General features: G+C 64.6%; 23 protein-coding genes. 3 read left to right on the top strand and 20 right to left on the bottom strand.

All coding sequences use genetic code 11. The features are described from left to right. Positions 1-32: 32 nt before the first annotated feature. From NF681_20020 to NF681_20000, 5 genes are all read right to left on the bottom strand, one after another. Complete coding sequence (locus NF681_20020; protein ID UST56273.1) at positions 33-1484, bottom strand: sensor histidine kinase N-terminal domain-containing protein; 1452 nt, start codon at positions 1482-1484, stop codon at positions 33-35. Beyond that, positions 1485-2150: a response regulator gene (locus NF681_20015; protein UST56272.1), complete on the bottom strand. Its 666-nt coding sequence runs from the start codon at positions 2148-2150 to the stop codon at positions 1485-1487. Between the two features lie 70 nt (positions 2151-2220). Further along, entirely contained in the window at positions 2221-3231 is a 1011-nt protein-coding gene (locus tag NF681_20010; protein UST56271.1) for a tripartite tricarboxylate transporter substrate binding protein, read from the bottom strand. A gap of 61 nt (positions 3232-3292) precedes the next feature. Continuing rightward, a complete protein-coding gene (locus NF681_20005; GenBank protein UST56270.1) occupies positions 3293-4477 on the bottom strand; it encodes an MBL fold metallo-hydrolase in 1185 nt (394 codons plus the stop codon). Between the two features lie 309 nt (positions 4478-4786). Further along, positions 4787-5233, bottom strand: a complete 447-nt coding sequence (locus tag NF681_20000; protein ID UST56269.1) for a hypothetical protein — start codon at positions 5231-5233, stop codon at positions 4787-4789. 400 nt (positions 5234-5633) lie between these two features. Here NF681_20000 and NF681_19995 point away from each other — a divergent pair, with 400 nt between their 5' ends. Beyond that, the gene (locus NF681_19995) at positions 5634-6644 is read left to right on the top strand and encodes an amidohydrolase family protein (GenBank protein UST56268.1); all 1011 of its coding nucleotides are present in this window, start codon (positions 5634-5636) and stop codon (positions 6642-6644) included. On the opposite strand, the gene NF681_19990 is transcribed toward NF681_19995, so the two are convergent. Further along, positions 6616-7089 (bottom strand): metallophosphatase family protein, encoded by a 474-nt coding sequence (locus NF681_19990; protein ID UST56267.1) that lies wholly within the window; start codon positions 7087-7089, stop codon positions 6616-6618. The two genes, NF681_19995 and NF681_19990, sit on opposite strands and share 29 nt — an antisense overlap. Positions 7090-7328: 239 nt before the next feature. On the opposite strand from NF681_19990, the gene NF681_19985 reads away from it, so the two are divergent. Beyond that, positions 7329-7514 (top strand): hypothetical protein, encoded by a 186-nt coding sequence (locus NF681_19985; protein UST56266.1) that lies wholly within the window; start codon positions 7329-7331, stop codon positions 7512-7514. A gap of 164 nt (positions 7515-7678) precedes the next feature. On the opposite strand, the gene NF681_19980 is transcribed toward NF681_19985, so the two are convergent. The 3 genes from NF681_19980 to NF681_19970 form a co-directional block, all read right to left on the bottom strand. Beyond that, positions 7679-8026: a hypothetical protein gene (locus NF681_19980; protein ID UST56265.1), complete on the bottom strand. Its 348-nt coding sequence runs from the start codon at positions 8024-8026 to the stop codon at positions 7679-7681. 28 nt (positions 8027-8054) lie between these two features. Continuing rightward, complete coding sequence (locus NF681_19975; protein ID UST56264.1) at positions 8055-8255, bottom strand: hypothetical protein; 201 nt, start codon at positions 8253-8255, stop codon at positions 8055-8057. Between the two features lie 233 nt (positions 8256-8488). Further along, positions 8489-8911 carry a Cd(II)/Pb(II)-responsive transcriptional regulator gene (locus tag NF681_19970; GenBank protein ID UST56263.1) on the bottom strand — a complete coding sequence of 141 codons (423 nt, stop codon included), beginning with the start codon at positions 8909-8911 and terminating at the stop codon, positions 8489-8491. A 97-nt stretch (positions 8912-9008) separates the two neighbouring features. Between NF681_19970 and NF681_19965 the strand changes: the two genes are divergently transcribed. Beyond that, positions 9009-11537: a heavy metal translocating P-type ATPase gene (locus NF681_19965; GenBank protein ID UST56262.1), complete on the top strand. Its 2529-nt coding sequence runs from the start codon at positions 9009-9011 to the stop codon at positions 11535-11537. 59 nt (positions 11538-11596) lie between these two features. Here the strand turns inward: NF681_19965 and NF681_19960 are convergent, their stop codons facing one another. The 11 genes from NF681_19960 to NF681_19910 all read right to left on the bottom strand — a co-directional run bounded on the left by NF681_19960 (position 11597) and on the right by NF681_19910 (position 24960). After that, positions 11597-12949, bottom strand: a complete 1353-nt coding sequence (locus tag NF681_19960; GenBank protein ID UST56261.1) for a heavy metal sensor histidine kinase — start codon at positions 12947-12949, stop codon at positions 11597-11599. After that, positions 12946-13629, bottom strand: a complete 684-nt coding sequence (locus NF681_19955; GenBank protein UST56260.1) for a heavy metal response regulator transcription factor — start codon at positions 13627-13629, stop codon at positions 12946-12948. Before NF681_19955 ends, NF681_19960 begins: the two co-directional genes overlap by 4 nt. A 206-nt stretch (positions 13630-13835) precedes the next feature. Continuing rightward, complete coding sequence (locus NF681_19950; protein UST56259.1) at positions 13836-14273, bottom strand: hypothetical protein; 438 nt, start codon at positions 14271-14273, stop codon at positions 13836-13838. 129 nt (positions 14274-14402) lie between these two features. Next, on the bottom strand, positions 14403-14825 hold the full coding sequence (locus NF681_19945) for a hypothetical protein (GenBank protein ID UST56258.1): 423 nt from the start codon (positions 14823-14825) through the stop codon (positions 14403-14405). 88 nt (positions 14826-14913) lie between these two features. Then, positions 14914-18168 carry a CusA/CzcA family heavy metal efflux RND transporter gene (locus NF681_19940; protein ID UST56257.1) on the bottom strand — a complete coding sequence of 1085 codons (3255 nt, stop codon included), beginning with the start codon at positions 18166-18168 and terminating at the stop codon, positions 14914-14916. A gap of 13 nt (positions 18169-18181) precedes the next feature. Further along, a complete protein-coding gene (locus tag NF681_19935) occupies positions 18182-19756 on the bottom strand; it encodes an efflux RND transporter periplasmic adaptor subunit (GenBank protein ID UST56256.1) in 1575 nt (524 codons plus the stop codon). A 10-nt stretch (positions 19757-19766) separates the two neighbouring features. Next, complete coding sequence (locus tag NF681_19930; protein ID UST56255.1) at positions 19767-20942, bottom strand: TolC family protein; 1176 nt, start codon at positions 20940-20942, stop codon at positions 19767-19769. A gap of 268 nt (positions 20943-21210) precedes the next feature. Continuing rightward, entirely contained in the window at positions 21211-21588 is a 378-nt protein-coding gene (locus NF681_19925) for a cobalt-zinc-cadmium resistance protein (GenBank protein ID UST56254.1), read from the bottom strand. A gap of 21 nt (positions 21589-21609) precedes the next feature. Continuing rightward, a complete protein-coding gene (locus tag NF681_19920) occupies positions 21610-22533 on the bottom strand; it encodes a cation diffusion facilitator family transporter (GenBank protein UST56253.1) in 924 nt (307 codons plus the stop codon). Between the two features lie 213 nt (positions 22534-22746). Further along, on the bottom strand, positions 22747-22995 hold the full coding sequence (locus tag NF681_19915) for a hypothetical protein (GenBank protein UST56252.1): 249 nt from the start codon (positions 22993-22995) through the stop codon (positions 22747-22749). Positions 22996-23028: 33 nt separating this feature from the next. Further along, a complete protein-coding gene (locus tag NF681_19910) occupies positions 23029-24960 on the bottom strand; it encodes a cytochrome c/FTR1 family iron permease (protein ID UST56251.1) in 1932 nt (643 codons plus the stop codon). Between the last annotated feature and the right edge of the window lie 169 nt (positions 24961-25129).

Genomic DNA, 25129 nt, shown 5'->3' with positions numbered 1-25129 from the left:
AAGCACCCTGCGGCGCCGCAGAACATAAGGACTCATACCGGTTCCTCGGACTTTCCCTGGCAGGCGCATCGAGGCCACCAGATGACGGCGTGCAGGCCGGAGGTCGACGCCCTGGGTGTCAGTTCCAACCCGCCGCCATGTCGTTCGGCGATGGATCGGGCGATCGCCAACCCCAGGCCCGACCCGCCCTTCGCCGCGCGTTGTCCCCGCTGGAACCGGTGGCCGAGCGTCGCGCATTCCTCGATGGTCAATCCTGGACCGTCGTCCTCCACGATCATCCGCCAGCTGTGTTCCCGGGCCGAGGCGTGCACGGTGATGGTTCCACGCGTGGGGGTGTATGCAATGGCGTTGAAGACCAGGTTCCCCAGCGCCTCGCGCAGCAGCGCCTCGTCCGCCACGGCCATCAGGACGGGCATCGAGGGATTGATACCGAGGTCGATGTGCTTGAACCGTGCCATGGGCAGCAGTTCCACCGCGACGTCCCTGAGCAGGGCGGCGAGGTTCACCTCGCCCAACTCCAGTGCGACGGTGTCGCTTCGTCCGAGTGCGAGGAGCTGTTGGGTACTCCGGGTGATCCTGCCGATCTCCCTGCCCATGGCCTTGAGCGTCTCCGCGAGACGGTCGGGCGCCGTCTCACGCTGCGCATAGTCGACCTGCATCTGGAGGGTCGTCAAGTGGGTGCGCATCTGGTGCGACGCGTCGTCGAGGAACTGGCGCTGCTGCACGACGAGTTCCTGGGTCCGCGTCATGTACTGGTTGACCGCGACCATGAGCGGACGGATGTCGGCGGGCAGGTCCGCGTCGTCGATGGGTGTCAGGTCGTCCGCGCTGCGCGCCTGGACTTCCCGGGCGAGCCGTGTCAGCGGTCGCAAGGCGGCCGCCAGCGCCAGGGATGTGCCGCAGACGAGAAACAGCAGGATCGCGACATCGCGCAGGGCCGCTCGACGAACGAAGCGGGCCGTGAAATCCTGGCGCGAGCGCGTGCTTTCACCGACCTGGACCAGGATGCTCTGACCCTCGCCACCCACTGCGAGGCCATTCAGGGTGCGCCGGTAGGCGGCGAAGCGGAATTCCTCTCCGAAGTACATCGCATCGTAGAACCGAGGCACGCCCGTCGACAGCGCGACCGTGGACTCGGGAAGGTCCGCGCTCCCGAGTTCGACCAGACCGTCGGATGTCGCCACCCGGAAGACCACCTGACCGCTCGCCGTCAACTCGAAGAATTCGAACATCGTGTAGGGCAGCTCCACGGCCAGCCCGCCAGAGGCCACCGAAATGTTGGCATCGATGGACTTCAGCGCTCCCAGCAGTGAACGGTCGTAGGCCGAGTTGGCTGCCTCCAAGGCATCGTGGCGCGTCATCCAAAGTTCCATGGAGGTCATCGCGAGCAGACAAGGCAGCAACAGCAATGCAAGTCGCCGCCAGAGGCTGGCTCTCCGGAACCATTGCCAAGCCCGACGAAACACCCTTGAAACGCGGTTCATTCAACGCGCTTCCAACGTATAGCCCAGACCACGCAACGTGACGATTCGAACGCCCGAGTCGTGCAGGCGCTTGCGCAGCCGGTAGATGAAAACCTCGACCGCTTCAGGATGCACATCCTCGTCATCGGAGAACACCCGGTCCAGGATGTGTTGCTTGGACAGCGGTTCTCCGCTGCGTTGTGCAAGCGTGAGAAGCACGGACGTCTCACGCGGCGAAAGTGCCAGTGGTTGTCCGTTCATCTGGAACTGCTGGGATGGTCCATCGTAGACCAGCGGCCCGCAGGCCAGTCGCGGATGCTCCGTTCCCCTGGCGCGTCGTACCAGGGCATGGAGCCGGGCTTCGAGTTCGGCAAGGGCGAATGGCTTGGCCAAAAAATCGTCGGCCCCGGCGTTGAGCGACGTGACGCGTTCTGCCAGCGAGTCGCGCGCCGTCAGGATCAGTGTGGGCAAGCGCTGGTCGCGCTGACGGAGTCTGCGCAGCACCGCATGTCCGTCCATGCCGGGCAGGCCCAAGTCCAGCACCAGGGCATCGTATTTTTGAGCACAAAGCGCGCGATCGGCGAGCTGGCCATCATCGACCCATTCGACCTGGATTCCCGCATGCTCGAGCGCCTTGCACAGCCAGGTCCCCAGCGCGTGTTCGTCTTCAGCGAGAAGGATGCGCATGATGCAATCGTTGGAAGCAAAAGGGCCCGCCGTGGACACAACGAGCCCTCAGGTCCGCTCGTGGCCAACGTCAGTCGGGCTTGATGTTGGCCCGCGCAATGACCTTCTTCCAGCGCTCCTGCTCAACGGCGATGAACTTGGCGAATTCCTCCGGTGTACCGCCGACGGCCTCCGCCGCGTCGCCCTTGAGGCGCTCGAGAACAGCTTGTGTCTTCATGCCTTTCATGGTTTCAGCAGACAGTTTCGCGAGATTGGCCGGGGCCATGCTGGCGGGGGCCAGCATGCCGTACCACTGGGTCATCTCGAAGCCTGGGAATCCCTGCTCTGCCACCGTCGGGACGTCGGGCAACTGCGGGAGACGTTTCGACGAACCCGTCGCGATGCAGCGCACCTTGCCCGTCTTGATGAAAGGCAGGATGGCGGCAGCACCGATGGCCGAGGCTTCCAAGCGACCCGAGATCAGGTCGGTCAGCATCGGCCCGGTGCCGCGATAAGGTACATGCAGCATGAAGACACCGGAAGTGATCTTCAGGTACTCGAAAGCCAGATGCCCAGCGCTTCCGTTGCCAGCGGAGCCGTAGCTCAGCTTGCCCGGATTCTTCTTGGCGTAGGCGATGAACTCGGTCAAGTTCTTGGCCGGCACATCCGGATGCACCACATACAGGCTGGGCACCTTGGCCAGCAAGCTCACGGGCTTGAAGTCCTTGTTGGCGTCGTACGGGAGCTTTTCGAAGATGTAGGGATTGACCGCCAGCGTTCCGATGTGACCCAGGATGATGGTGTGCTGGTCGTCGCTGCGCGCCACTTCGGACATGGCAATGTTGCCTGCCGCACCGGGCTTGTTGTCGACGTAGACGCTTTGACCGATGGTGTTGGACAACTCGGCGGCGCTGGAACGCGCCACGATCTCGGAGCTGCCGCCCGGTGCGAAAGGCACCACGAAGCGGATCGATTTGCTCGGCCATGCCGCTTGCGCACCGGCCATCGAGGGCAACATGCCGCTCAGGGCAAGACTGCCTCCGGCCTGCAGCCAGCGGCGCCGGTTCGCCGACAGGATGTCTGTGGAATCTAGCGTATTCATATCTTTGTTTGTCGATGCCTGGTGCTCACCCTCGCGAGGAAGGTGAGCACGCCATGTAAGGTCAGTCGTTGAGACATTCCAGCTGGCCCGAGCGCGGATTGGGGCCCTGCTTGCCAGGCCCCGGGCCCGTCGCCGGCAACCCATAGACCGCCTTCACGTCCGCGTTGTCCACGGCCTTGAAACCATTGCGATCCAGGACCCAGGCATCGAAGTAGTTGGAAGGGTTGAAGGGCTGCGTGCCGATGCTCTTCATGAAACCGGTCAGGAGCGGCACCTCGGATTCCAGGTACGGGAAATGGAGACCGTACTCCAGCTTGTAGCCCACGCTCACGCCATCGACCTGCGTCGCGCGCGTGCCGAGGTGATGCGGCTGGAAGTACTTGATCTTGAAGACCGGCATCAGGATGCGCGCCTGATTGACCACCCGCGACTCCGGTCCACCCTGCCAGAGGTCGATGCTGGGAACGTTCGCCGCACGCACCGCATCCGAGAGATTGGAGAACGGCGCGCCGTAGACGACCTCGGATGGCGTGCCCTTGCCCACCACGCGCGGGATGAACAGGTCGACCCCGCCGGCGCCGCTGTCGGACACATAGACCGTCAGTACCTTGTCCTTGTCAGGCGTCTGCGCCGTGATCAGGAAGCCGAAGGTCTCGACCCCTGCCGTGCCGTTGCCGACTCCGCCGCAGTCGATGCTGTGGAGCCAACGCACCACCCGCACGGTGGTGTAGTCGTTCATCTTCAGGGTCTCACCGCCCTTGAGCGTCGTGCACTGATTGTCCGGGTTGCCATAGGCCTTCACCGCCGCACAAACCGCTGCCGGTGCGTAGATCGGCTTGCCCGTCTGCTTGGCGTACTCAGGAATCTGCAGGGCATGGTCGCCGTGCTCGTGACCCACCAGAAAGAAATCGACCGTACCGCGCTTCTTCAACGCCGTGAGTGCCTTGGTCACGGCTGCGGGCGTCGGCGCTTGGCCCGAGTTCACCACTTCGCCATCGAGAATGAAGCCGAGACCCCCGACCTGATAGTGCCAATTGCTGATCCCGAACCATGTGGTCCTGAGTTCGGTGGGTGCTTTTGCCAATGGGTTGACGGGTTCTGGCGTCGGCGTCGGCGTCGGCGTCGTCGTGGCCGGTGGCGGTGTGCTGGCCGTGTTGTCGTCACTGCCGCCTCCGCAGGCCACGAGCGTCAGGCTCAGCGCCGATGCCGCCGCCAGAGAGGTAAAAATGAAGTTCTTGGAAGTCATGGATGTGCGTGCCTCGTGTCGTTGGGAGAGCAATCGCGAAGCCACTCGTCGCGGCTTCACAACATCTCCCATCGTCGTTGGCCGAAGCTGTCAGAAAGCTGTCAGTTCGCGCAGGCGGCACTCGGTGAATACCCTCAATGCGACGGGACGAGCTGATCTGAAGTCGTCGTCTCGGTCACGGCCTGTGGTGCACCGGAGGCGCCGTCAATGCGGTGGCGTAGCAGTGAAACCATGTCGCGGCGCCAACAGCACGTTATTGAGCCGATGCAACGACCGGTCGCCAAGCCGCTCGCATGATGTGAACCGCTGTCAGTTTCTCATCGCCTGCGATGCGAGTTTCGTCACGGCAGAAGGCGGGAACCGCCCATAATCAATTTCCCCGGTGGCTGATGCCAACTTCAAGGCGACCTCGTCACCAACCATGAGTTTGGCCCCCACAAAAACAATGGCCGTGCCACGTGGCTTGCCTTTGAAAATTATCTTGCGCCCGACGCGCTGAATCTGCAGCTCAGCCGCGCTTCCCGTGACATCCAGCGGCTTGCCATGATCTGACGCATGGGCGACGAGTCCAGCGGAATCGCCTACCAGTTCGAAGCTGGTCTCCCCACCATCGTTCATCACACCGCCGAAACGCGGTGGCCAGTCGCCATGAGCGCATGCGCCGACGGGAAGCAGCACCAGCGCCAAGGCCAGAACCCGTTTGACGACCAATTGCAGAGCAACCGGCTTCCGGCGTTGGATTGATCGAGAAAACATTCAAGTGCTCCGGTGCGAAGGTGTTGTCAGGGACCCGTTGTTCGAACTGCGACCGAGGTGGTGATCGATCGCGCCCGTCGATCGGTCCAGCCGGTCAGCTTCTCACGATCTGTTTTCACGGCGCAAGCGACGGCGCTGCCGCCGGCCTTGCACTCGTGTGGAGGTGACGTCGTGAAGTGTCTGCCAGTGACCACTGGTGCGTGCGATGTTCGCATCGTGGACAAGCCATCTTCCTTGCGACCTGGACTTGCAAGAGAAACGTCGTTCTTCCATAAGTCGTTCTTATAAAAAATGAACGAAAACCAGTCTTACGGCGCCTCTACGGCCTCCCGATACTGCTGCCACCTGAACAGGTGCCACAGACACATCGTCGACAAGGCGCCACGTTCCCATCCTGACCATGTCTTTGATTCCTTCGAGCATCACCGCCGTCGACAGTCATGCCCACGTGTTCGTGCGCGGTCTTCCCCTGGCGTCGCTGCGACGGCACGCACCCGAGCATGACGCGACGCTGGTGGACTACTTGGCGCTGCTCGATGCCCATGCCGTTTCTCACGCGGTGCTGGTACAGCCAAGCTTCCTGGGCACCGACAACCGTTTCATGCTCGAAGCGATCCGTGAGCAGCCGAAGCGCCTGCGCGGCGTCGCGGTCGTCGATGCCGAGACGCATGACGATCAGATGCACGCACTGGCCGCCGGTGGCATCGTGGGGATCCGGTTCAACCTGATCGGTCTGCCAATTCCCGACTACACGCAAGGCGCTTGGCCACGCTTGCTGGCGTGCGTGCGAGAACTCGACTGGCACGTGGAAGTGCATTGCGCGTTGCGCGATCTCGCCTCCGTCGGCCAAGCCGTGCTCGACGCCGGCTGCAAGCTGGTCGTGGACCATTTTGGCCGACCCAGTGCGTCAGGCATCGAGGGCCTGGATTGGTTGCTGAGCAGCGCCAGTGGCAAGCGCACCTGGGTCAAGCTCTCCGCGGGGTATCGCAACTGGCCCGAGGCCCAAGGTCCGCGACGCAATCCTTCGGGCCACTGGCCATCCACCGGCAAGCCGTCCAGTGCTTGGCAGATCGACCCAAATGCGTTCTGGACTGGCTGGACATCGATCACATCATGGGCCTGCGCACCTTCGACGGCTCGGTCTGCTTCAGGCCGCCACCTGCCGCTCGACCCGAGCGAGAAACGCGGTGTCCTGTGGGCGCTGCGCGCAGCCGGTGAAGAACAGCGTGGCCACTGGCATGAGGAAGCGCCATGCCACGGTCAGCAGGAAGACCTCGGCAAGGTCGGCTCGAACGGTTTTTCCAGTGTCGTGCGCGCGTCCAGTCTGTGTGTTGTTTGCTCCGAGGGTCCCAAAGCAAATACGAACGCTGCCGACCGTTGGCTCAACGTGGAGGCGAAACGTCCAGCATGACCAGCCGCGGCGTCACCTGGCCGCCGTCGATCCACAGTTCGCCCACAGAAATCGGCAGGCTGAAGCGACGCGGTCCCGCGCTGCCCGGGTTGATGAACAGCACCCCATCGCGCTCGGCCATCGACGGTTTGTGCGAGTGGCCAGATACCACCACACGCACGTTCGTACCAGCCGAAGCCAGATTCAGATCGGCGATGTCGTGCACCGCGTGCACCGCGACGCCGTCCAGCACCACCGTCAACGACACGGGAATGTCGGCCGCCCAGGGCGCATGGTCGTTGTTGCCGCGCACCACGCTCATCGGTGCGATCGCCGACAGTCGCGCCAGGATGTCAGGCCCGCCGATGTCGCCGCCATGGACGATGTGATCGCAGCCGGCGAGGAAGGCCAAGGCTTCGGGGCGCAGGAGGTTGTGGGTGTCGGAGATGAGGGCGATGCGGGGCATGGAGATAAAGCGCCACGCGCTAAAAGGCTACAACCTTGACCTTAACTCGAACACGCAAGGTAATCGGCTGTTCAAACCAACTTAGTTCGACACCGCGCTGCGTCCCGTCACAAACCTATTCCCTTAAGATTACCCTGATAATCTTCGAGCACTACAGCAACAAATGATTAGCCACATTTTGCTGATTTGTCATCAAAAATAAGTTGAACTCTGCTGCGCCTTGAAATAAAAAACCCGGCATGAGAATGCCGGCTTTTTTATTTGCCAGTCAGGCTGGCTTTTCCGCTGCTTACTCGCAGCAGGGCATCGTGACCTCGTCGCAGCAGTCCTCATCGCAGCAAGGTGCGGCGGCGAGTGCACCGGTCGAGGCAAAGGCGAAGGCCATGATGGCCAGAAGTTTCTTCATAGGAGTGCTCGGTGGGTGACTCGGTGGGCCGAAAGACGGTTGTAGGTTACGCCATTGGTCTTCGCAATGCAGGATGTCTCTCCATGGCGGCGCACGGGGCCAGTCGCGCTGATATAGCCCCTGATCAGTTCGCAAGCCGTGTGACTTGCCTTTTGGTCCCATTTTTAATTTGACTTATTATCTTCAAACCGCTCTTAGGGCATGAAAGTTTATTTTCATGGGCATGCTGCCTACATGCGCATCTAGAGAGTCAAGCGGAAAATTCTCAGGAATCAAAAAGATGTGCGCGCGTACTTCAATTTCAAACTCTTTCGAAGTTTCTAAATATTTTCCATTTTTATCAACGCACCCCGTAATTATTGCATTCACTGCAAAATTGACAATCCAGTCCTCATTTATATCCTGAAAAATCTCGTCATAAGCAATTGGCTTTACGAACTTGATTTTTTTGCATTCGATGTTATCGCTGATGGCGCGAAGCAATCTTGAATCCCAATTTTTGCTGGCCATCATCCTATCGAAAATTGTCATAACTAATACTGGTAGAAAAAAGCTATTTTCAGGTTTGCGGTGCAGTGGAAGGCACGCAAACTTGCAGGGTGTTGCTGGCTTTTTCGTGTGCCAGTGAAGGGTGCTGTGATTTTGTTTGCTCCCAGTAAAGCATCTTGTCCTCATCGCAGCAACTGTTGCATAGAGGTGTGGCTGCGCGGCCTGCGGTCCAAACCAGTGCAACGGCCAGAACCGCCAGCAATCTTCTCATGGGGGTTCTTATAAAATGCTTAAACAGCAAAAAGGTGCCTGCAACGCATGTCAATGACCCTGGCAATGCACGATGTCTCTAAGTTTCTGTCCATGAGACTGCGTTTCATGGTCGCGAAATTTTTACTTGGTCAAAAAATTTGTTATTTTCCACACCTGAACCGATTGGGAAGCTCAACCCATAAAGCCGATGGAGTCTGAGCTTCAAAAATAACGTGTTTTTGCGTAATCGCCTTAAGGGTGGCACACGCAGGCTTCGCCATGAGCCGCCGATACCAGCTCGCCCAAGATGCCGCACTCGTTCGTCTGATGATGGTCAGTGCATTTGGCGCGCAACACCGTCAGCTGTTTTTCCAGTGCCTTCAGGCTTTCGATGCGCGCACGAACGCGCTCGATCTGCTCATCCACCAGTTCGTTGACGTTGCCGCAATCCTCCGTGGGCAGCGTCGCCAGGTCCAGCAGGCGCCGGATGTCGGCCATGGGAATGTCCAAAGCACGACAGTGGCGCACGAACGCAAGGCTTTCCAGGTGCCGGGGTCCATAGCTGCGATAGCCGTTGGGCATGCGATCGGGCAAATCGATCAGGCCAGCGCGTTCATAGAACCGGATCGTGCCCACCTCGACCCCCGTGGCCTTGCTCAAATCACCAATCTTCATGTCATTCCCCTGTCTGCTTCGCGGACACCCATCCTAGCCGCTTGACCCTACAGCAGGTGCAAGGTGTTCAATCGACCCCAGAAAGCGAACAACACCCATGGCCAAACTCCCCGACGACGACCGCACGACCTGCTGCAGCGGCACTTCGACCTGCTCGACCTCGCCCGCCAGCGCATCGCAACTGCAAAAGCCAGTCATCGACCTGAACCCGCACGCCGGTCGTTCAGTGCCCGAGCTTGCACCCACGAGCTCCTGTGCGGCACAACCTGCTCAGGACGCTGCGGGGACCGCTTGCAGTTCGAAATCCACTCAACCAACCGTCGATGCGTGCTGTGGACCCAGTCCGGCAGCGACCGTCGAGAGCGCATGCTGCGCGCCCAAAGCGTCCGTCAAAGCCGCTGACACCTGCTGCGCGCCCGTAGCGATCGAAGCCACAGACGCTTCGTGCTGTGCCGCACCGTCTTTCTCGGCGGCCAAGGACACCGTGTCCGAGGTCGTCGCACCTAACACCTTCCGCATCTCGACCATGGATTGCGCGGTCGAGGAGTCGGAGATCCGCCGCGCGGTCGAACCGATCGACGGCATTCGCGGCCTGCACTTTCGTCTCGCCCAGCGCAACCTGCGCATCGATGGCACCGACGCGGCCGTGGAAGCCGCGCTGGTGGCGATCCGCAAGGCCGGTTTCGCGCCAGAGCCGGTGGCAGTGCGTGTCGCCACCGCAGCCGGTGCCACCGACGACCATGGACACGACCACGCTGAAGGTCCCAGCCATGCGCGGCTGGCGGCAGCGCTGGGCTTGGCGATCGTGGCCGAGGGCATGGCGTACTTCGCGCCCGACACGATGGTGTGGATGGGCCTGGGCATGGTCGTCGCTGCCGTGGCGATCTGGCTGGCGGGCATCGAGACCTACACCAAGGGCCTGATCGCGCTGCGTCGCGGCAAGCTCAACATCAATGCGCTGATGTCGGTGGCCGTGACGGGCGCTTTTCTGCTCGGTCAGTGGCCCGAAGCGGCCATGGTCATGGCGCTGTACGCCATCGCCGAACTCATCGAGGCGCGGGCCGTGGACCGGGCGCGCAACGCCATCAAGGGCTTGGTGGACCTCGCGCCGGACGAGGCCGATGTTCAGCAAGCCGATGGCCGCTGGCAACGGGTGAAGGCCACGGACGTTGCCTTGAACGCCATCGCCCGGGTCAAGCCCGGCGAACGCGTCGCGCTCGACGGTCGCGTGACCAAGGGCAACAGCAGCATCGACCAGTCGCCCGTCACGGGCGAGAGCATTCCGGTGGACAAGGAACCGGGCGACCTGGTGTTCGCCGGCACCATCAACCAGAACGGCGAGCTCGAGTTCCAGGTGACTGCGGCGGCGAGCAACTCGACCCTGGCACGCATCATCCATGCGGTGGAGGAAGCGCAGGGCACCCGTGCGCCCACGCAGCGCTTCGTGGACCGTTTCGCCGCGATCTACACGCCCGCCGTGTTCGTGCTGGCGCTGGCGGTGGCCGTGCTGCCGCCCTTGCTGCTGGACTGGACGTGGATGACCGCCATCTACAAGGCGCTCGTGTTGCTGGTGATCGCCTGCCCGTGCGCGCTGGTCATCTCCACCCCGGTGACGGTGGTCAGCGGGCTGGCCGCAGCCGCACGGCGCGGCATCCTGATCAAGGGTGGCACCTACCTGGAAGAAGCCAGGCACCTGAAGGCCATCGCGCTGGACAAGACCGGCACGCTCACCGAGGGCAAGCCGAAGCTGGTGGCGTTCGTGCCGTCGAACCCATCGACAGAGGCGCAAACGAAGCGGTGGGCCAAGAGCCTGGCCTCACGCTCGGACCACCCGGTCTCCCAATCCATCGTGGCCGGCCTCGACGGCGCGGTGGCGGAGGTGGACGCGTTCCAGGCGCTGCTCGGACGCGGTGTGGAAGGCGTCGTCGAAGGCAAGCGCATGGTGCTGGGCAACCACCGCTTGATCAAGGAGCGCCAGCAATCCGATGCCCGCCTGGAAGCCGAACTCTCCGGCCATGAGGCGCAAGGCCGCACGGTCACCCTGCTGGCCGACGAGACCGGCGTGCTGGGCATCTTTGCCGTGGCCGACACCATCAAGGCCAGCTCGATCGAGGCCGTGGCACGGCTTCAGAAGCTGGGCGTCGTGCCCGTGATGCTCACGGGCGACAACGTCGCCACAGCGCAGGCCGTGGGCCGCGAGGCCGGCATCGCCGAGGTGCGCGGTGGCTTGCTGCCCGAGGACAAGCTGGCAGCGATCAAGGAACTGCGCGAGCGCCATGGCGCCACCGCCATGACCGGCGATGGCATCAACGATGCGCCGGCCCTGGCCCAGGCCGACATCGGCTTTGCCATGGGCGGTGCGGGCACCGACACCGCCATGGAGGCCGCGGACGTGGTCATCATGAACGACGACCTGGGTCGCATCGCCGAGACCATTCGCCTCAGCCGCCGCACGCATGCGGTGCTGATGCAGAACATCACGCTGGCCCTGGGCATCAAGGCGGTGTTCTTCGTGCTGGCGGTCTTCGGCAGCGCCACCATGTGGATGGCCGTCTTCGCCGACATGGGCGCTAGCCTGCTGGTGGTGGGCAACGGGCTGCGGCTGCTGCGCAAGCACAACGACTGAGGCCCGAAGCCCTGGGACCTCGTCTCAGGCCACGCCAAGCCGCCTGCTTCGCTGCGGCGTCAGGACGGCCTGGGTTCCAATTCCTGCGCCGACGCATGCCGCACCGAGAACGAAATCTCGGTGCGCCCGTTGGCCGAGCGTGCCAAGGTCGCTCCGCCGTGCATGCGTGCGATGGCCGCGACGATGGCCAGACCCAGGCCGTGGTGGGCCGATGACCGCGAGCGGGAACGCTCGGCGCGGAAGAACCGCTTGAAGAGGTGTGGCAAGGCGTCCACGGGAATCTCCAGCCCGGGGTTGATGACCCGCAGCCAGACGCTGTCTGCCACGGCCTCGATGCGGATCTCGATGGTCGTGGCAGGCGTCGCATAGCGAACCGCATTGCTCAGCAGGTTGGACAGGGCACGGCGGACCAGTGAGACGTCGATGCGGACCATGGCATCGCCGTGCACCTGCACTTGCAAGGCCGTCTGTTCCAGCTCCGCTTCATGGAACTCGACCACCGCCAGGGCTTGCGCTGCCAGGCTCACCGGTTCGGAGCGCCGGGCGGTCGCGCCACGGTCGGCCTTCGACAGGAAGAGCATGTCGGTGACGATGGCCGACAGGCGCCGCGTTTCCTCCAGGTTGGAGATCAGTGCGTCCTGCAGGGCCTCCGGGGTCCTTGGCCGGGCCAGCTCGACCTCGACTTCGGCAATCATGTTGGCCAGCGGCGTGCGCAGCTCGTGCGCCACGTCGGCGTTGAAGGCTTCGAGTTGCTGATAGGCCTGCTCCGCGCGTCCCAGCACGGCATTGAACTGGTTGATCCAGGGCACAAGCTCCAGGGCGTACGTGCCTGGATCGATGCGACGGTCGGCAAACTCCGGGCCCGTGGTGGCAAGTTGCGTGGCCAGTTGCTGCAGCGGCCTCAGGCCACGGCGAACCAGCAGCACGCCGGTGAGGGACACCAGCATGGAACCCAATACGGCCATGCCCAGGAGCGTCAGGCCCAGGCGATGCAGGAGTTTTTCGTCCTCGCGCACATCGACGCCCAGCCACAGCTTGGGGTCGGTGCCCAGCTGCGGTGCCTTGTCCCTCAGATCGGTTGACGTCCATCGCCATCGGGTCGAAGACTCCGCTGGCTTGGACTCGTAGACCGTCTGGCCACCGGCATACAGCACGATGCCGATGTCGTTGTGGGAGCGAAAAAAGTCATCCAGCTTGTGCTGGAACGCAAGCTGCTGCGAATCGCTGCGCGGCTCGTTCAGCAGGTGCACGACCAGCTCGACATGGCGCTCGAACTCGTCTTGCTGCTTGAGCTGGAAGCTCCAGGCCGTGAGGGCGTAGATGACCACGCAGATGGCGCTCAGGCCAACGAACGTCTGGAGGGCGAACCAGCGCGAGAGCGAGGCCTGGATCGAGGTCGGCGTGGACGTCACGGCTCGGCGTCGGGCCGACGCTCCAGCACGTAGCCCATGCCGCGCACCGTGTGGAGCAGCTTGTCCGCGAACGGGTCATCGATCTTGGCGCGCAGGCGCCGGATGGCGACCTCGACCACGTTGGTCTCGGTGCTGAAACTCATCTCCCACACCTGCTCGGCCAGCAGCGTGCGCGAGAGGATCTGTCCCTGACGGCGCAGCAGCAGCATCAGGAGCGCGAACTCCTTGGCCGTCAGGTCCAGGCGCTGGCCGGCACGCGTGGCCCGGCGCGTGGTCAAGTCCAGCGTCAGGTCGCCCAGCGCGTAGTGCGTGACCTCGCGCAGCTGGCCGCGACGCAGCAGGGCCTGCAGGCGCGCAAGCAGTTCGGAGAACGCGAAGGGTTTGGAGAGGTAGTCGTCGGCGCCGCTCTGCAGGCCGCGCACCCGGTCGGCCACTTCGTCGCGCGCGGTCAGCATCAGGACCGGCATCGTCTTGGTTCTACGCACGGCTTCCAGGACCGCAAAGCCGTCGATGCCCGGCAGCATCACGTCCAGCACCAGGGCGTCGTAGGCGCCGTCGAGCGCCATGGCCCGGCCTTCGGTGCCGGTGCGCGCGAGGTCAACGGTAAAGCCGCTCTCGCTCAGGCCCTTGTGCAGGTAGTCGCCGAGCTTGGGCTCGTCTTCGATGACCAGGATTCTCATGGTGCAGGCAGGCCGGACAAGGTGAGTGAGGCAAGCGCCATGGGATCGATCTGGAGGGAGAGAAAGCGAGCGAGTCCAGGTATGCCACAAGCCTGCGCTCGATGGTTCATCGCGCGCAGGCTGGGGTCAAGGTCGGCTTCAGGGTCAGGGGTCATCGGTGACGGTGAGCCAGAGCGCCGGGGAACAGTCCCCGGTGCATAGCGGGATCAGCGGGTGACCGGGCCCGTTGCGCCGGTGGTTGGCGCGGCAGCGGCGGAGACGCCTTGCTGGCTCTGCATGTAAGCCTGCATGGCCTGGCGGTACGGCTGCTGCGCACGGTCGGCACCGGCTTCCTTGTACTGCACGTCGCCCAGGCCCGAACGCATCCAGTTCAAGGCATCGGCATGCACTTGGGCGCGCAGGTTGGCCTTGACCGGCGCGATGGCCTGCGGCTGGCCTTCCGGGTAACCGAGGGTCGGCGCTGTGCGGGTCCACTCACGGGCTTCGGCGGCCACGGCGGCGGACGAGCGTTCGGCGCGAACGGTCATGGGCGTCGGGTCGCCTTCCTTGTAGTTCGTGCCCTTGTAAGCCAGGGCGGGTGTGGCGACGGCGGCCAGCACGACGGCCAGGGCGAGGAAGGGAGCGCGCAGCGAGACGGTGTTCATGTCGGTGTCTTTCGAAGTGGATGGGTGGGTGGGTTGAGTGGCACCACCTCGTCGGTGGCATGAAGCAACTTTAAAAACCCAATCCATCAACTTCCCAACTGCCAGATTACAGTTTGGTTATCTCGCCGGTCACTTCACCGAGAAGCGCACGGCCTGGGCCGGCTGGCCCTTCATCGCCACCTGCGCCACGGCCTTGGTGCCAGCGGCCACGGCGAAATCGCTCTTGGCCTGCAGGGCGTCCTTGCCTGGCACCAGCGTGAGCTCTTCCTTCTTGCTGCCCGAGAGCAGCGTCAGTTTGGCCGTCGCGCCGCTCAGGTCCACGGCCTTGCCGTGGTCGGTGACGTAGAGCAGCACTTCACCCGCGCGCGCGACCAGTTCGTAGTTGGTGTCCTTGACCACCGACACCACGCCGCCGTGCTGCGCCTTGGCCTCGTGCGGGTGCGCTGCGGCCTTGTCGTCGTGCCCGTGGCCCTTGTGTTCCTCGGCAGCCTGGGTCAGGCCGCACAGGCCGAGCGCGAGCGTGGCAGCGGTGATGAGGGAAGACGTTTTCATGATGCAGAGACCTCGTGTGAATGGGAGTTGGAGAAAAGAAAAACTGCCCTCGGTCATGACGCCGTGCGAGGGCGATCACGGCACGGGATCAGGCGGGGTGGTGGGCCGGCAGGAGCGGCGCGCCATTGATGCGCTCGCCTTGCGGTTGCTCTTCCTCGGCGTCCTCGTCGCGCCGGTGCGCGAACCGGTAGAGCACGGGCAGCACCAGCAGCGTCAGCGCGGTCGACGACAGGATGCCGCCGATCACCACGGTGGCCAGCGGTCGCTGGACCTCGGCGCCGGTACCCGTGGCGATGGCCATCGGCACGAAGCCCAGCGAGGCCACCATCGCGGTCATCAGCACCGGCCGCAGCCGCGTCAGCGCGCCTTCCCGGACCGCTTGGTCCAGCGTGGCGCCGCCCTCGCGCAGGTGGCGGACGAAGGAGATCATCACCAGCCCGTTCAGCACGGCCACGCCCGACAGCGCGATGAAGCCGACGGCGGCCGTGATCGACAGCGGGATGTCGCGCAGCCACAGCGCCAGGATGCCGCCGGTGAGCGCGAACGGGATGCCGGTGAAGACGACCAGGCCGTCCTTGAGGTTGCCGAACATCGCGAACAGCAGCGTGAAGACCAGCAGCAGCGAGACCGGCACCACGATCTGCAGGCGCTGCGTGGCGGACTGCAGGTTCTGGTACTGGCCACCCCAGGTGGTCCAGTAGCCGGTGGGGACCTTGACCTGCCGCGCCAGGGCCGCCTCGGCCTCGGTGACGAACGAGCCCAGGTCACGCCCGCGCACATTGGCACTCACGACGATGCGGCGCTTGCCTTCCTCGCGGCTGACCTGGTTGGGCCCGGGCGCGAGCGCGAGCGTGGCCACCTCGGACAGCGGAATGAAACTGACCCGGTTGCTGCTTCCACCGGCCGGTGTGACACCCGTGACGGCGGCTGCGCCCGAGGATGCAGCGGCGACAGCGGGTGGCAGCGCGATGGGCAGGCGCTGGATGGCCTCCATGTCGCTGCGCAGGCGCTCGGGCAGGCGCACCACGATGTCGAAGCGCCGGTCGCCCTCGAACAGCGTGCCGGCTTCCTGGCCGCCCACGGCCGTGGCGACGGTGGCCTGCACGTCGGCGATGTTCAAACCATAGCGGGTCGTCTTCTCGCGGTCGATGTTGACTGTGAGCATGGGCAGTCCGGTGGTCTGCTCGACGTTGACCTCGGAGGCACCGTCGATGGACTTGAGCACCCCTTCGATCTCGCGCGCGGTCTCATTGAGCACATCCATGTCGTCGCCGAAGACCTTCACTGCCACGTCCGCCCGCACGCCGGAGACCAGTTCGTTGAAACGCAGTTGAATGGGCTGTGAGAACTCGTAGGCGTTGCCAGGAATTTTTCCCACCTCGGCTTGGACCGCTTCCATCACTTCCTGGCGCGTCCGTTTGGGCTCGGGCCAGTCGCTCTCCGGGTTGAGCATCACGTAGGCGTCCGAGATGTTCGGCGGCATCGGGTCGGAAGCGATCTCCGCCGTGCCGGTGCGGGCGAAGACGCGCTTGATCTCGGGGAACTTGGCCTTCAGCGTGCGTTCGAGCTGCTGCTGCATGGCGACCGACTGGGTCAGGCTGGTGCCAGGGATGCGCAGTGCCTGGACGGCGAAGTCGCCCTCGTTCAGGCTGGGGATGAACTCGCTGCCCAGCCGGGTGGCGAGCAGGCCGGAGAGCACGACCGCGATGACGGCGACGGTGGCGACCACCGCCTTGGCGCCCAGGGCGCGTTCGAGCAGCGGCTCGTAGCCCTTTTTGGCCCACACCATCAGGCGGTTTTCTTTCTCGGCCACCTTGTTGCCGATGAACAAGGCGACCGCTGCCGGGATGAAGGTGATCGACAGGATCATCGCGCCCAGGAGGGCAATGACCACCGTCATCGCCATCGGGTGGAACATCTTCCCTTCGACCCCCGTGAGGGCAAAGATGGGCAGGTAGACGATCATGATGATCACCTGCCCGAACAGGAGCGGGCGGCGCGCTTCCTGCGACGCGGCAAAAACTTCATCGAACCGCTCCTTGAGGGTGAGCGGTCGTCCGTGATGGGCCTGCGCATGGGCCAGGCGCCGCACGCAGTTCTCTACGATCACCACCGCGCCGTCCACGATGATCCCGAAGTCGAGCGCGCCCAGGCTCATCAGGTTGGCGCTCACCTTCTGGTTGACCATGCCGGTGAAGGTGAAGAGCATCGACAACGGAATCACCAAGGCGGTGATCAGTGCCGCGCGCAAATTCCCGAGGAACAGGAACAGCACCACGATCACGAGCACCGCGCCCTCGAGCAGGTTCTTCTTCACCGTGGCGATGGCCTTGTCCACCAGCACCGTGCGGTCGTACACCGTGATGGCTTCCACCCCGGCAGGCAGCGTGCGGTTGATTTCCTCCATCCGCTTGTCCACGGCCTGCGAGACAACACGGCTGTTCTCGCCGATCAGCATGAACACCGTGCCCAGCACCACCTCGCGGCCGTTGTCGGTGGCCGCGCCGGTGCGCAGCTCCTGCCCGATGCCCACGGTCGCAACGTCGCGCACGCGCACCGGCGTGCCATCGCTGTTCGACAGGATCACGTTGCGCAGGTCTTCCATGCTGCGCACCTGGCCGGGTGCGCGGATCAGGTACTGCTCGCCGCGTCGCTCGATGTAGCCGGCGCCGACGTTGGCGTTGTTCAGTTCCAAGGCCTTGACCACGTCGGCGAGCGACAAGCCATAGGCGGAGAGCTTTTCGGGGTCGGGTGCCACCTGGTACTGCTTCTCGTAGCCGCCGATCGAGTTGATCTCGGTCACGCCAGGAACGTTGCGCAACTGCGGCTTGATGATCCAGTCCTGGATCTCGCGCAGGTCGGTCGACGTGTACGGGGTCCCATCAGGCTTCTTTGCACCGTCCTTGGCTTCGACCGTCCACAGGTAGATTTCCCCCAGGCCCGTGGAAATGGGTCCGGCCATGGGTTCGATGCCCACCGGCAAGGCCGCCTTGGCCGACTGCAGGCGCTCGTTGACCAGCTGGCGCGCGAAGTAGACGTCCGTGCCGTCCTTGAACACGACCGTCACCTGCGACAGGCCGTAGCGCGAGAGCGAGCGCGTCTGCAGCAGGCCGGGCAGGCCCGACATCACGGTCTCGATCGGGAACGTAACCCGCTGCTCCGTTTCCAAGGGAGAGTAGCCGGGTGCGCCGGTGTTGATCTGCACCTGCACGTTGGTGATGTCGGGCACGGCGTCGATGGGCAGCTTCTGGTAGTTGTAGACCCCCAGGGCCGCCATGGCGAAGACAGCCAGCATGACCAGCCAGCGCTGGTCGATGGCAAAGCGAATGATGCGTTCGAACATGCGTGCTTCCGCCTCAGTGAGTGTGCGTCGCAGAGCCCTTGCCCTGCTGTGCCTTGACGACGAAGCTGCCAGCGGCGGCGTAGTTCGCGCCCGGCTTCAAGCCGCTCACGACCTCGATGCGCTTGCCGTCGCTGCGCCCAAGCTGCACGGCCTGCGGCACGAAGCCACCTTCGACCTTCAGGAAAACGACGGGTTTTTCAGCGAGCGTCTGGATGGCCGATGCAGCCACCGTCACGGGCGCATTCACCTCGTTGGCCACCACCTCGACCGTGACGAACAGGCCCGGGCGCCAGGCGTCCTGCGGATTGGGCAAGACCACCCGCGCACGCGCCGTGCGCGTCTGCTCGCCCAGCAGCGAGCCGACATAGGACACGGTGCCGTTGGCGGTCGCGTCTGATGCCCCTGCGCGTACCACCACCCGCTCGCCCACGCGCACCTGCGACAGGTCGCGTGCCGGCACGTTGAGCTCGGCCCAAACGTTGGACAGGTCGGAGATGGTGAACACGGTCGTGTCTTCCCGCACGGCCTCGCCCAGGGCGACGTGCTTCTCGATGACGATGCCGTCGAAGGGTGCGCGCAGTTCCAGCCGGCCCAACGAGCTGCTGCCGGTGGACGCGCCCAGGGTCAGGAGCTTCTGCGTGGCGTTGGCCACCGAGATCTCGACTTCACGCAAGGTCTGTTGTGCCTGCAGCACGTCCTGCTCCGGAGAGATCTTCTGCTCCCAGAGTGTCTTCTCGCGCTCGTAGGTGGTCCGCGCCAGGGCCTGGCGCTGCTGCGACCCGCGGAGTTCCGAGCGCAGTTCCGAGACCATGGCGCTGGAGACCACTGCCAGCACCTGGCCGCGCTTGACCTTCTGGCCCAGGTTGGCGCTCACGCTGTCCACCACGCCACCCACGCGCGGCACGATATGGGCCGTGCGGTCCTCGTTGAACTTGATCTCGCCGGGAAACTGCAAGGCGCTGCGGATGCTTGCCGGACGGCTCGTCTCCAGCGTGATGCTCGCGGCCTGGATCTGGGCCTCGGTCATCTCGACCTTGCCTTCCATCTCGGCGAAGGTGAACAGGTAGGGCTCGGTGGGGGTCTGCACGGCCACGGTCGCTTCGAAGACGTGTGGTTCGGGCACGGCCTGCTCGTTGGTCAGGACCCCATTTTTGGGCGTGAGCTTGATCTCTTGCGTGTCGCCGTTCGGGCGCACGAGCGAGAGCGTGACCTCGTTGCCTTCCAAGGGCGCGGGCTTGTCCTTGTTGTAGACCCAGGCCTTGTAGCGCGGAACGCCGCCTTCCTCGACCAGCAGCAGTTCCAGGCCGAATTCGCCTTCGGTGAAGCGCTGGCCGCCGTTGGGACCCTTGGGCGTTTCTTCCGCGTGGCCAGCGCCTTCTTCGCCGTGACCGTGGCCGTCGTCCTTGCCTTCGGCCTTGGCGGTTTCGCTGTGCTCGGCATGGCCTTCGGCGCCTTCGCCCGATTTGGACGCCGCGCCGCTGCGCAGGATGAAGGCGCCAGCGACGACGCCGAGCGCAATGAGGCAAGCAATGACGATGAGTTGCTTGCGGCTGGGTCGGCCGGAGGCCGTGGACCGTGGTTGAACCATGATGAGTCCTTCAGGGATTGGAGAGGGAAAGGCCGCTGGACAGGGCCGGATCGCCCAACAGGCGGTCGATGTCGGTGACGGCGCGGTGCGCTTCGGCCAGGGCGCGCAGGTACTGGGCGCGCGCCAGCAGCAGGGTGCGCTGGGCGTCCAGGACGTCGAGGAAGGCGAACTTGCCCAGCTCGAAGCCGGTGGTCGCCGCGTTGAAGGCGGTCAGGGCACCGGGCAGGATGTCCCTTTGCAGGGTCTCGACCTCGGCCAGCGCGTTGGCATAACGCTGGCGCGCCGTGGCGGCGTCCGAGCGCAGCTGCAGCGCCGTGGCGGCGGCCTGGTCTTCGGCCTGGTAGCGCCGGCTCACCGCGGCGGCGATGTTGCCGCGGTTGGTGTCGAAGATCGGCAACGGGATCGAGATGCCGACGATGGCCTGGTTGCGCCCGAGCGTCCGGTCGCGTTGGCCGCCGGCGGTCACGGTGATGTCGGGGATGCGTCGCGCACGCTCGACATTCGCCAAGGCGGCGAAGCGCTGCACCTGCAATTGCGCCTCGCGGCTGGCCGGTGCGCCGGGCAAGCGGGCCTCGACATCCTGCGTGCTCGGCAAGCCGGGCATCGTCAACGCGTTGCCATCGAGCGTCTGGTCCAAAGCCGGGCGTCCGAGCAACGCGCCCAGCTGCTGCCGTTGGGTCTGGAGTTCGCCTTGTGCCTGGACGAGCTCCAGGCGAACGCCGGCTTCGGCCACCCGAGCGCGTGTCTCCTCCAGCGGCGAGACCTTGCCCGCGCGCACGCGGTTGCTCGCCGCTAGGCTGCCGCGCGCAGCAAGTTCGAGCGAACTCTGCGCGAGCGCGACGCGGTCCTGCGTCGTCAGGGTGACGAAGAAGGCCGCCGTGACGCTGGCGCGCAAGGCCACCTGCCGGGCCTCCAACTGCACGCGGGCGACATCGAGGGCGCGTTCACTCGCCTCGATGCGGGCAGCACGCTGGCCGCCGAGCTCGAACGGCTGGCTCAGCAAGACCGTGTTGGTACGGCTGTCACGCCGAGGGTCCTCCATCTGCGCCGTCAAGGTCGGGTTGGGGAACACACCCGCCTGGATGCGTTCGCCCTGCGCCGCTTCGATCTCGCGGCGCGCGACCTGGATCTCAGGGTTGTTGTCGAGCGCGGTGCGAATCGCACCGGCGAGGGTGAGCGGCGGCACGGCGGCCGATCCCGGCGCCACCGGGGGAAGCAAGGGAGCGGCCAGCGGGAGCAAAACACCGGGGGGTGGCGCCATGGGCGCCGCAGTCCCCATGCCCTGGGGTTGGGCCAGCGCGTGGCTGCCCGTGAATGCCGTCAACGCCAAGGCGAGCGGCACAAAAAACCTGCACATCGAATTCTCCAGTCATAGGAACGAGACCAAGGAATCCGACGCGTTTCGTCAAACCATCAACGGCAAAGGGTGTGGGGTTGGAAGCGAACGCGCCGGCTCAGGCGGCGCGTGCCCATTTAGGGCGTTCGATGCTGGAGGCCCGGCTGCCTTCGAGGCGTGCGATGGCGACCGCGAGAAAGACATGGCGCGCTGGCAGCTCGAGCTCAAGCGCCGCAGGAGAAGCGAGTTGACCGGCCACCCCATGGCAGTAGTGGCAGTCGCTGTGGTCAGAGGCTACAGGGCTCTTGGACGCCTCTTTTTCCGGCGCCGACGCCGTGTGCTGCGCCTCGGCCGACGCGTCCTGATGCACGTGGGCGTGATGCCCGACATGGAACGAAATGGGATTGCTTTCGTGCGCACAGTACGGCGCGGCCGCCGCCCAGCTGAACTGGGCCGGCAGCAGAACCATCAGGACGATGAGCAACCAGCGGGTCATGGGAGGTGGGTGACGAAGGACTCAGGCAGCGGCGTGGGTGAAGCGGTGATCGCCCGAAGCCATTTCGCACGGCACGCGTTCGACCTGCACCGTGGTGTGGTGCAGCCCGAATTGTTCCTCAAGCAGGTCTCTCGCCGCGATCGTCAGGGCAATCGGGTCGGCCGACGTGCTTACCAGGTGCACGGTCAGGCTGGATTTGCCGCTGGTCAGGGCCCACACATGCAGATCGTGCTGCGACTCAACCCCCGGCAAGGCCGTCAGGGCCAAGCGGATCTTCTCCAGGTCCACATCGGCGGGAACGCCTTCGAGCAGGATGTTCAAGCTGTCGCGCAGCAGCACCCAGGTGCGTGGCAGCACCCACAGCCCGATGAGCACGGCAATGATCGAATCGACCCAGACCCAGCCGGTGAACCAGATGACCGCCGCCGCAGCGATGACCCCCACCGAGCCCAGCATGTCGCTCCAGACCTCCAGGTAGGCGCCCTTGACGTTCAGGCTGGCGTCCTTGCCCGAGGACAGCAGGCGCATGCTGATGAGGTTGACGACCAGACCCAGGGTGGCAATGGCCAGCATCCAACCCGACTGCACTTCGGCCGGCTGGGTCCAGCGGCGATAGGCCTCGTAGAGGATGTACCCGGCCACGCCGAAGAGCAGCAAGGCGTTGAACGCCGCTGCCAGAATCTCGAAGCGGTGGTAGCCGAACGTGCGCTTGCCGTCGGCCGCGCGCTGACTGATGCGAATGGCCACCAGCGAGATGGCCAGCGCGGCCGAGTCCGTGAACATGTGCGCCGCGTCCGAGATCAGGGCCAGGCTCCCCGTCACCAAGCCACCGATCACCTCGGCAATGAGAAAGGTCGTGGTCAGGCCGAGGGCGAACCACAGCGCGCGCGCATGACCCGCATCGGTCGGCTGGATCGCGTGGGAATGCTGGTGACCTGAGGACATGGTGGGTGGGAAGGGTCGAAAAGGGAGCGCGAGCATACCGACCTCGGATGAACGCTGGCTGAGGCGTTCTGGCACGCGATGCTGCAGCGCACAGCCGGGGGTGTGCAAGGAGCGGATGCTAGGCGCCGAAGCAGACAACTGGCCAACCGCCAGATTACATTTTTGTAATGTGACGCCTTTCCTGGCGCCCACAGGCACCCAGGAAGGCGTTTCTCAAAGTCCGAAGTGCGTGCGCAGCGCGGACTTCAGGGTTTCGATGCTCACCCGATCGGGATCGCCGGGTTGGGCATTTTTCCCCGCCACGCCGATGCATTCCTCGACCACAAGGCGTGCAAAGGTGTCGAAGTTGATCTCGGTCCAGGTTTCGGTCTTGCCGGTGCAGTGATCGCTGGATTCCTTGAAGTCCATGGCGCGCGTGGCCAGCGCCTTGATCTTGGGATTCGTGGAGTTGATGGCTTGCATGGGAAGTGGTCGCGCTGGATGCGGGTATGAAGGTCAGGCCGCCTGCAGGCGACGGCCTCGGTAGGCGTTCATGGCGTAGCCGGAGAACGCCACCAGCAGGATGACGACCTGCGCCATGACGGTCTCCATCGACGGGTAGATGCCCAGCAGTTCGATGCGCGGCGCGAGGATGGGCGTCGCACCCACCCAGCCGGCTTCCTGCAGACCCGCCACGCCCTTGCCCACCAGGACCACGGCCAGCAAGGCGACCAGCACGGACGTGATACTGAAGAACTTGCCAATGGGCATGCGCGCACTGGTCTTGAGCAGCACCCAAGTCAGAACCGCGAGCAGCGCGACGCCCACACCCAGGCCCGCGAGCAAGGCGTTGCGGTTGCCATCGGCCGACAGGGCCGAATAGAACAACACCGTCTCGAAGACTTCGCGGTAGACCGCCACGAACGACAGGCCGAACAAGGCCCAGGCCGAGCGCTTGGACAACGCCGAGGACAGCTTTTCCTTGAGGTAAGCCTGCCAGCGGCCGGCCGCGCTCTTCTGGTGCATCCACATCCCCACGCTCAGAAGGACCAGCGCGGCGAACAGGGAGGACAGTCCTTCGGTCACTTCACGGCTCGCGCCACTGATGTTCACGAAGTAGGTGGCTACGGCCCAGGTCAGGCCGCCCGCGGCCAGGGCCACGATCCAGCCGCCATGCACATAGCGCAGGACGTCCGGACGGTTGGCCTTCTTCAGGAAAGCGATCATGCCCACGACGATCAGCAAGGCCTCCAGGCCTTCGCGCAGCAGGATGGTGAGCGAGCCCAGGAAGGTGGTGAGCGGTTCGGCCGCCTTGCCGCCCAGCTCGCGCTCCACCTCGGCAAAAAGGTAGTCCAGCCGCTGCGCGGCGCCCTCGCTTTGGGCCAGGGTGCCGTTAGCGATGGCCGAGCGATAGGCCAGCATGCCGTTTTCCACTTCGGTCAACAGTGCCTTGTTGCGCGCGCCCAGCGAAGGCTCCAGCGGCTCGAAGCCGTCCAGGTACGCCGAAAGGGCGAGGCGCGTGGCGGCAGACTTGTCGCCTTGGTGGAGGGCCTTCAGGCTCTCGTCCAGGCGCTGGCGCGACAGGGCCAGGCCGTTGCTGTTGCCGCTGGCAGCGGCCACCGCAGGCTGGGCACGCACGAAGGCCGTCACATCGCGTGCGGCATCCGCGCCGACTCGGGTTGCTATCGACGCTTCGGTGAGCGTGGTCACGGCCGCGAGGTCGGCGAATTCCTTGCGGGCGGGCGCGTTGCCCTTCCACAGCTGCTCGCCGCGTTCGCGCATCGCGTTGTCATGCGACAGCGTGCCGGCAAAGAAGGCCACGGCCCACTTGTCCTCCTCGGACAGCGCGGCAAAGCTCGGCATCGAGGTGCCCTGCACCCCTTGGGAGACGACTTGGTAGAGCGCCATCAGGCTGCGCGAGCCAGCGCGCTCCCGGTCGGTGAAATCGATCGGTGGCGGGTCCATGTTGGCGGCCAGCGGGCCGTTGCCGCCACCCGTGGTGCCATGGCACGACGCGCACTGGGCCTGGAAGAGCGCGGCACCGCGCTGCAGGTCAGGCAGCGCCTTGGGCGCGACCGGGATCGGGTAAGCGGCAACGAGTAAGGCTTCGGCTTGGTGAGCCAGACGGGCCACCTGGGCGCCATCGACCTTGCTGGCCACGGCTTGCTGCAGCTGGTTGGCCGCATCGACCACCGCCTGCTTGGAGGCATGGGGAGGCAGCGCCTGCGCCTGCGTAACCGCGTTGGCGGTGAAATCGCGCATTTCGGCGTACTCGGACTCGCTGACGACGGCGCCCTTGTCCACGGCGCCGCCATAGTCCACGGCCACATAGTCGAGCAACTGCCACAGCTGGCGTGGCCCTTCCTCCGTCTGCCCAGGCGCAGTTTGCGCGACCGCAGAACCCCAAACACACACACTCAACCACAGCACCCAGACCAGACGTTTCATCACACGACTCAAACAAGAACAACACTCATTTTCGTTCATTCAGGCAGTCTGAGCTGACCGAGGTTCGCACTCCCTTTGCCAGGCGCCAGGGCAACGCTCCCCCAGCTTAGAGACAGCAGCTTTCGAATGTCGGAAAAGCGTGGTTGATCGTGAAGCCACAGCAGCTGGC

The sequence above is a fragment of the Comamonadaceae bacterium OTU4NAUVB1 genome, assembly GCA_024372625.1.
Taxonomy (GTDB): domain Bacteria; phylum Pseudomonadota; class Gammaproteobacteria; order Burkholderiales; family Burkholderiaceae_C; genus Variovorax.
This window is presented reverse-complemented; position numbering and strand designations above follow the sequence as displayed.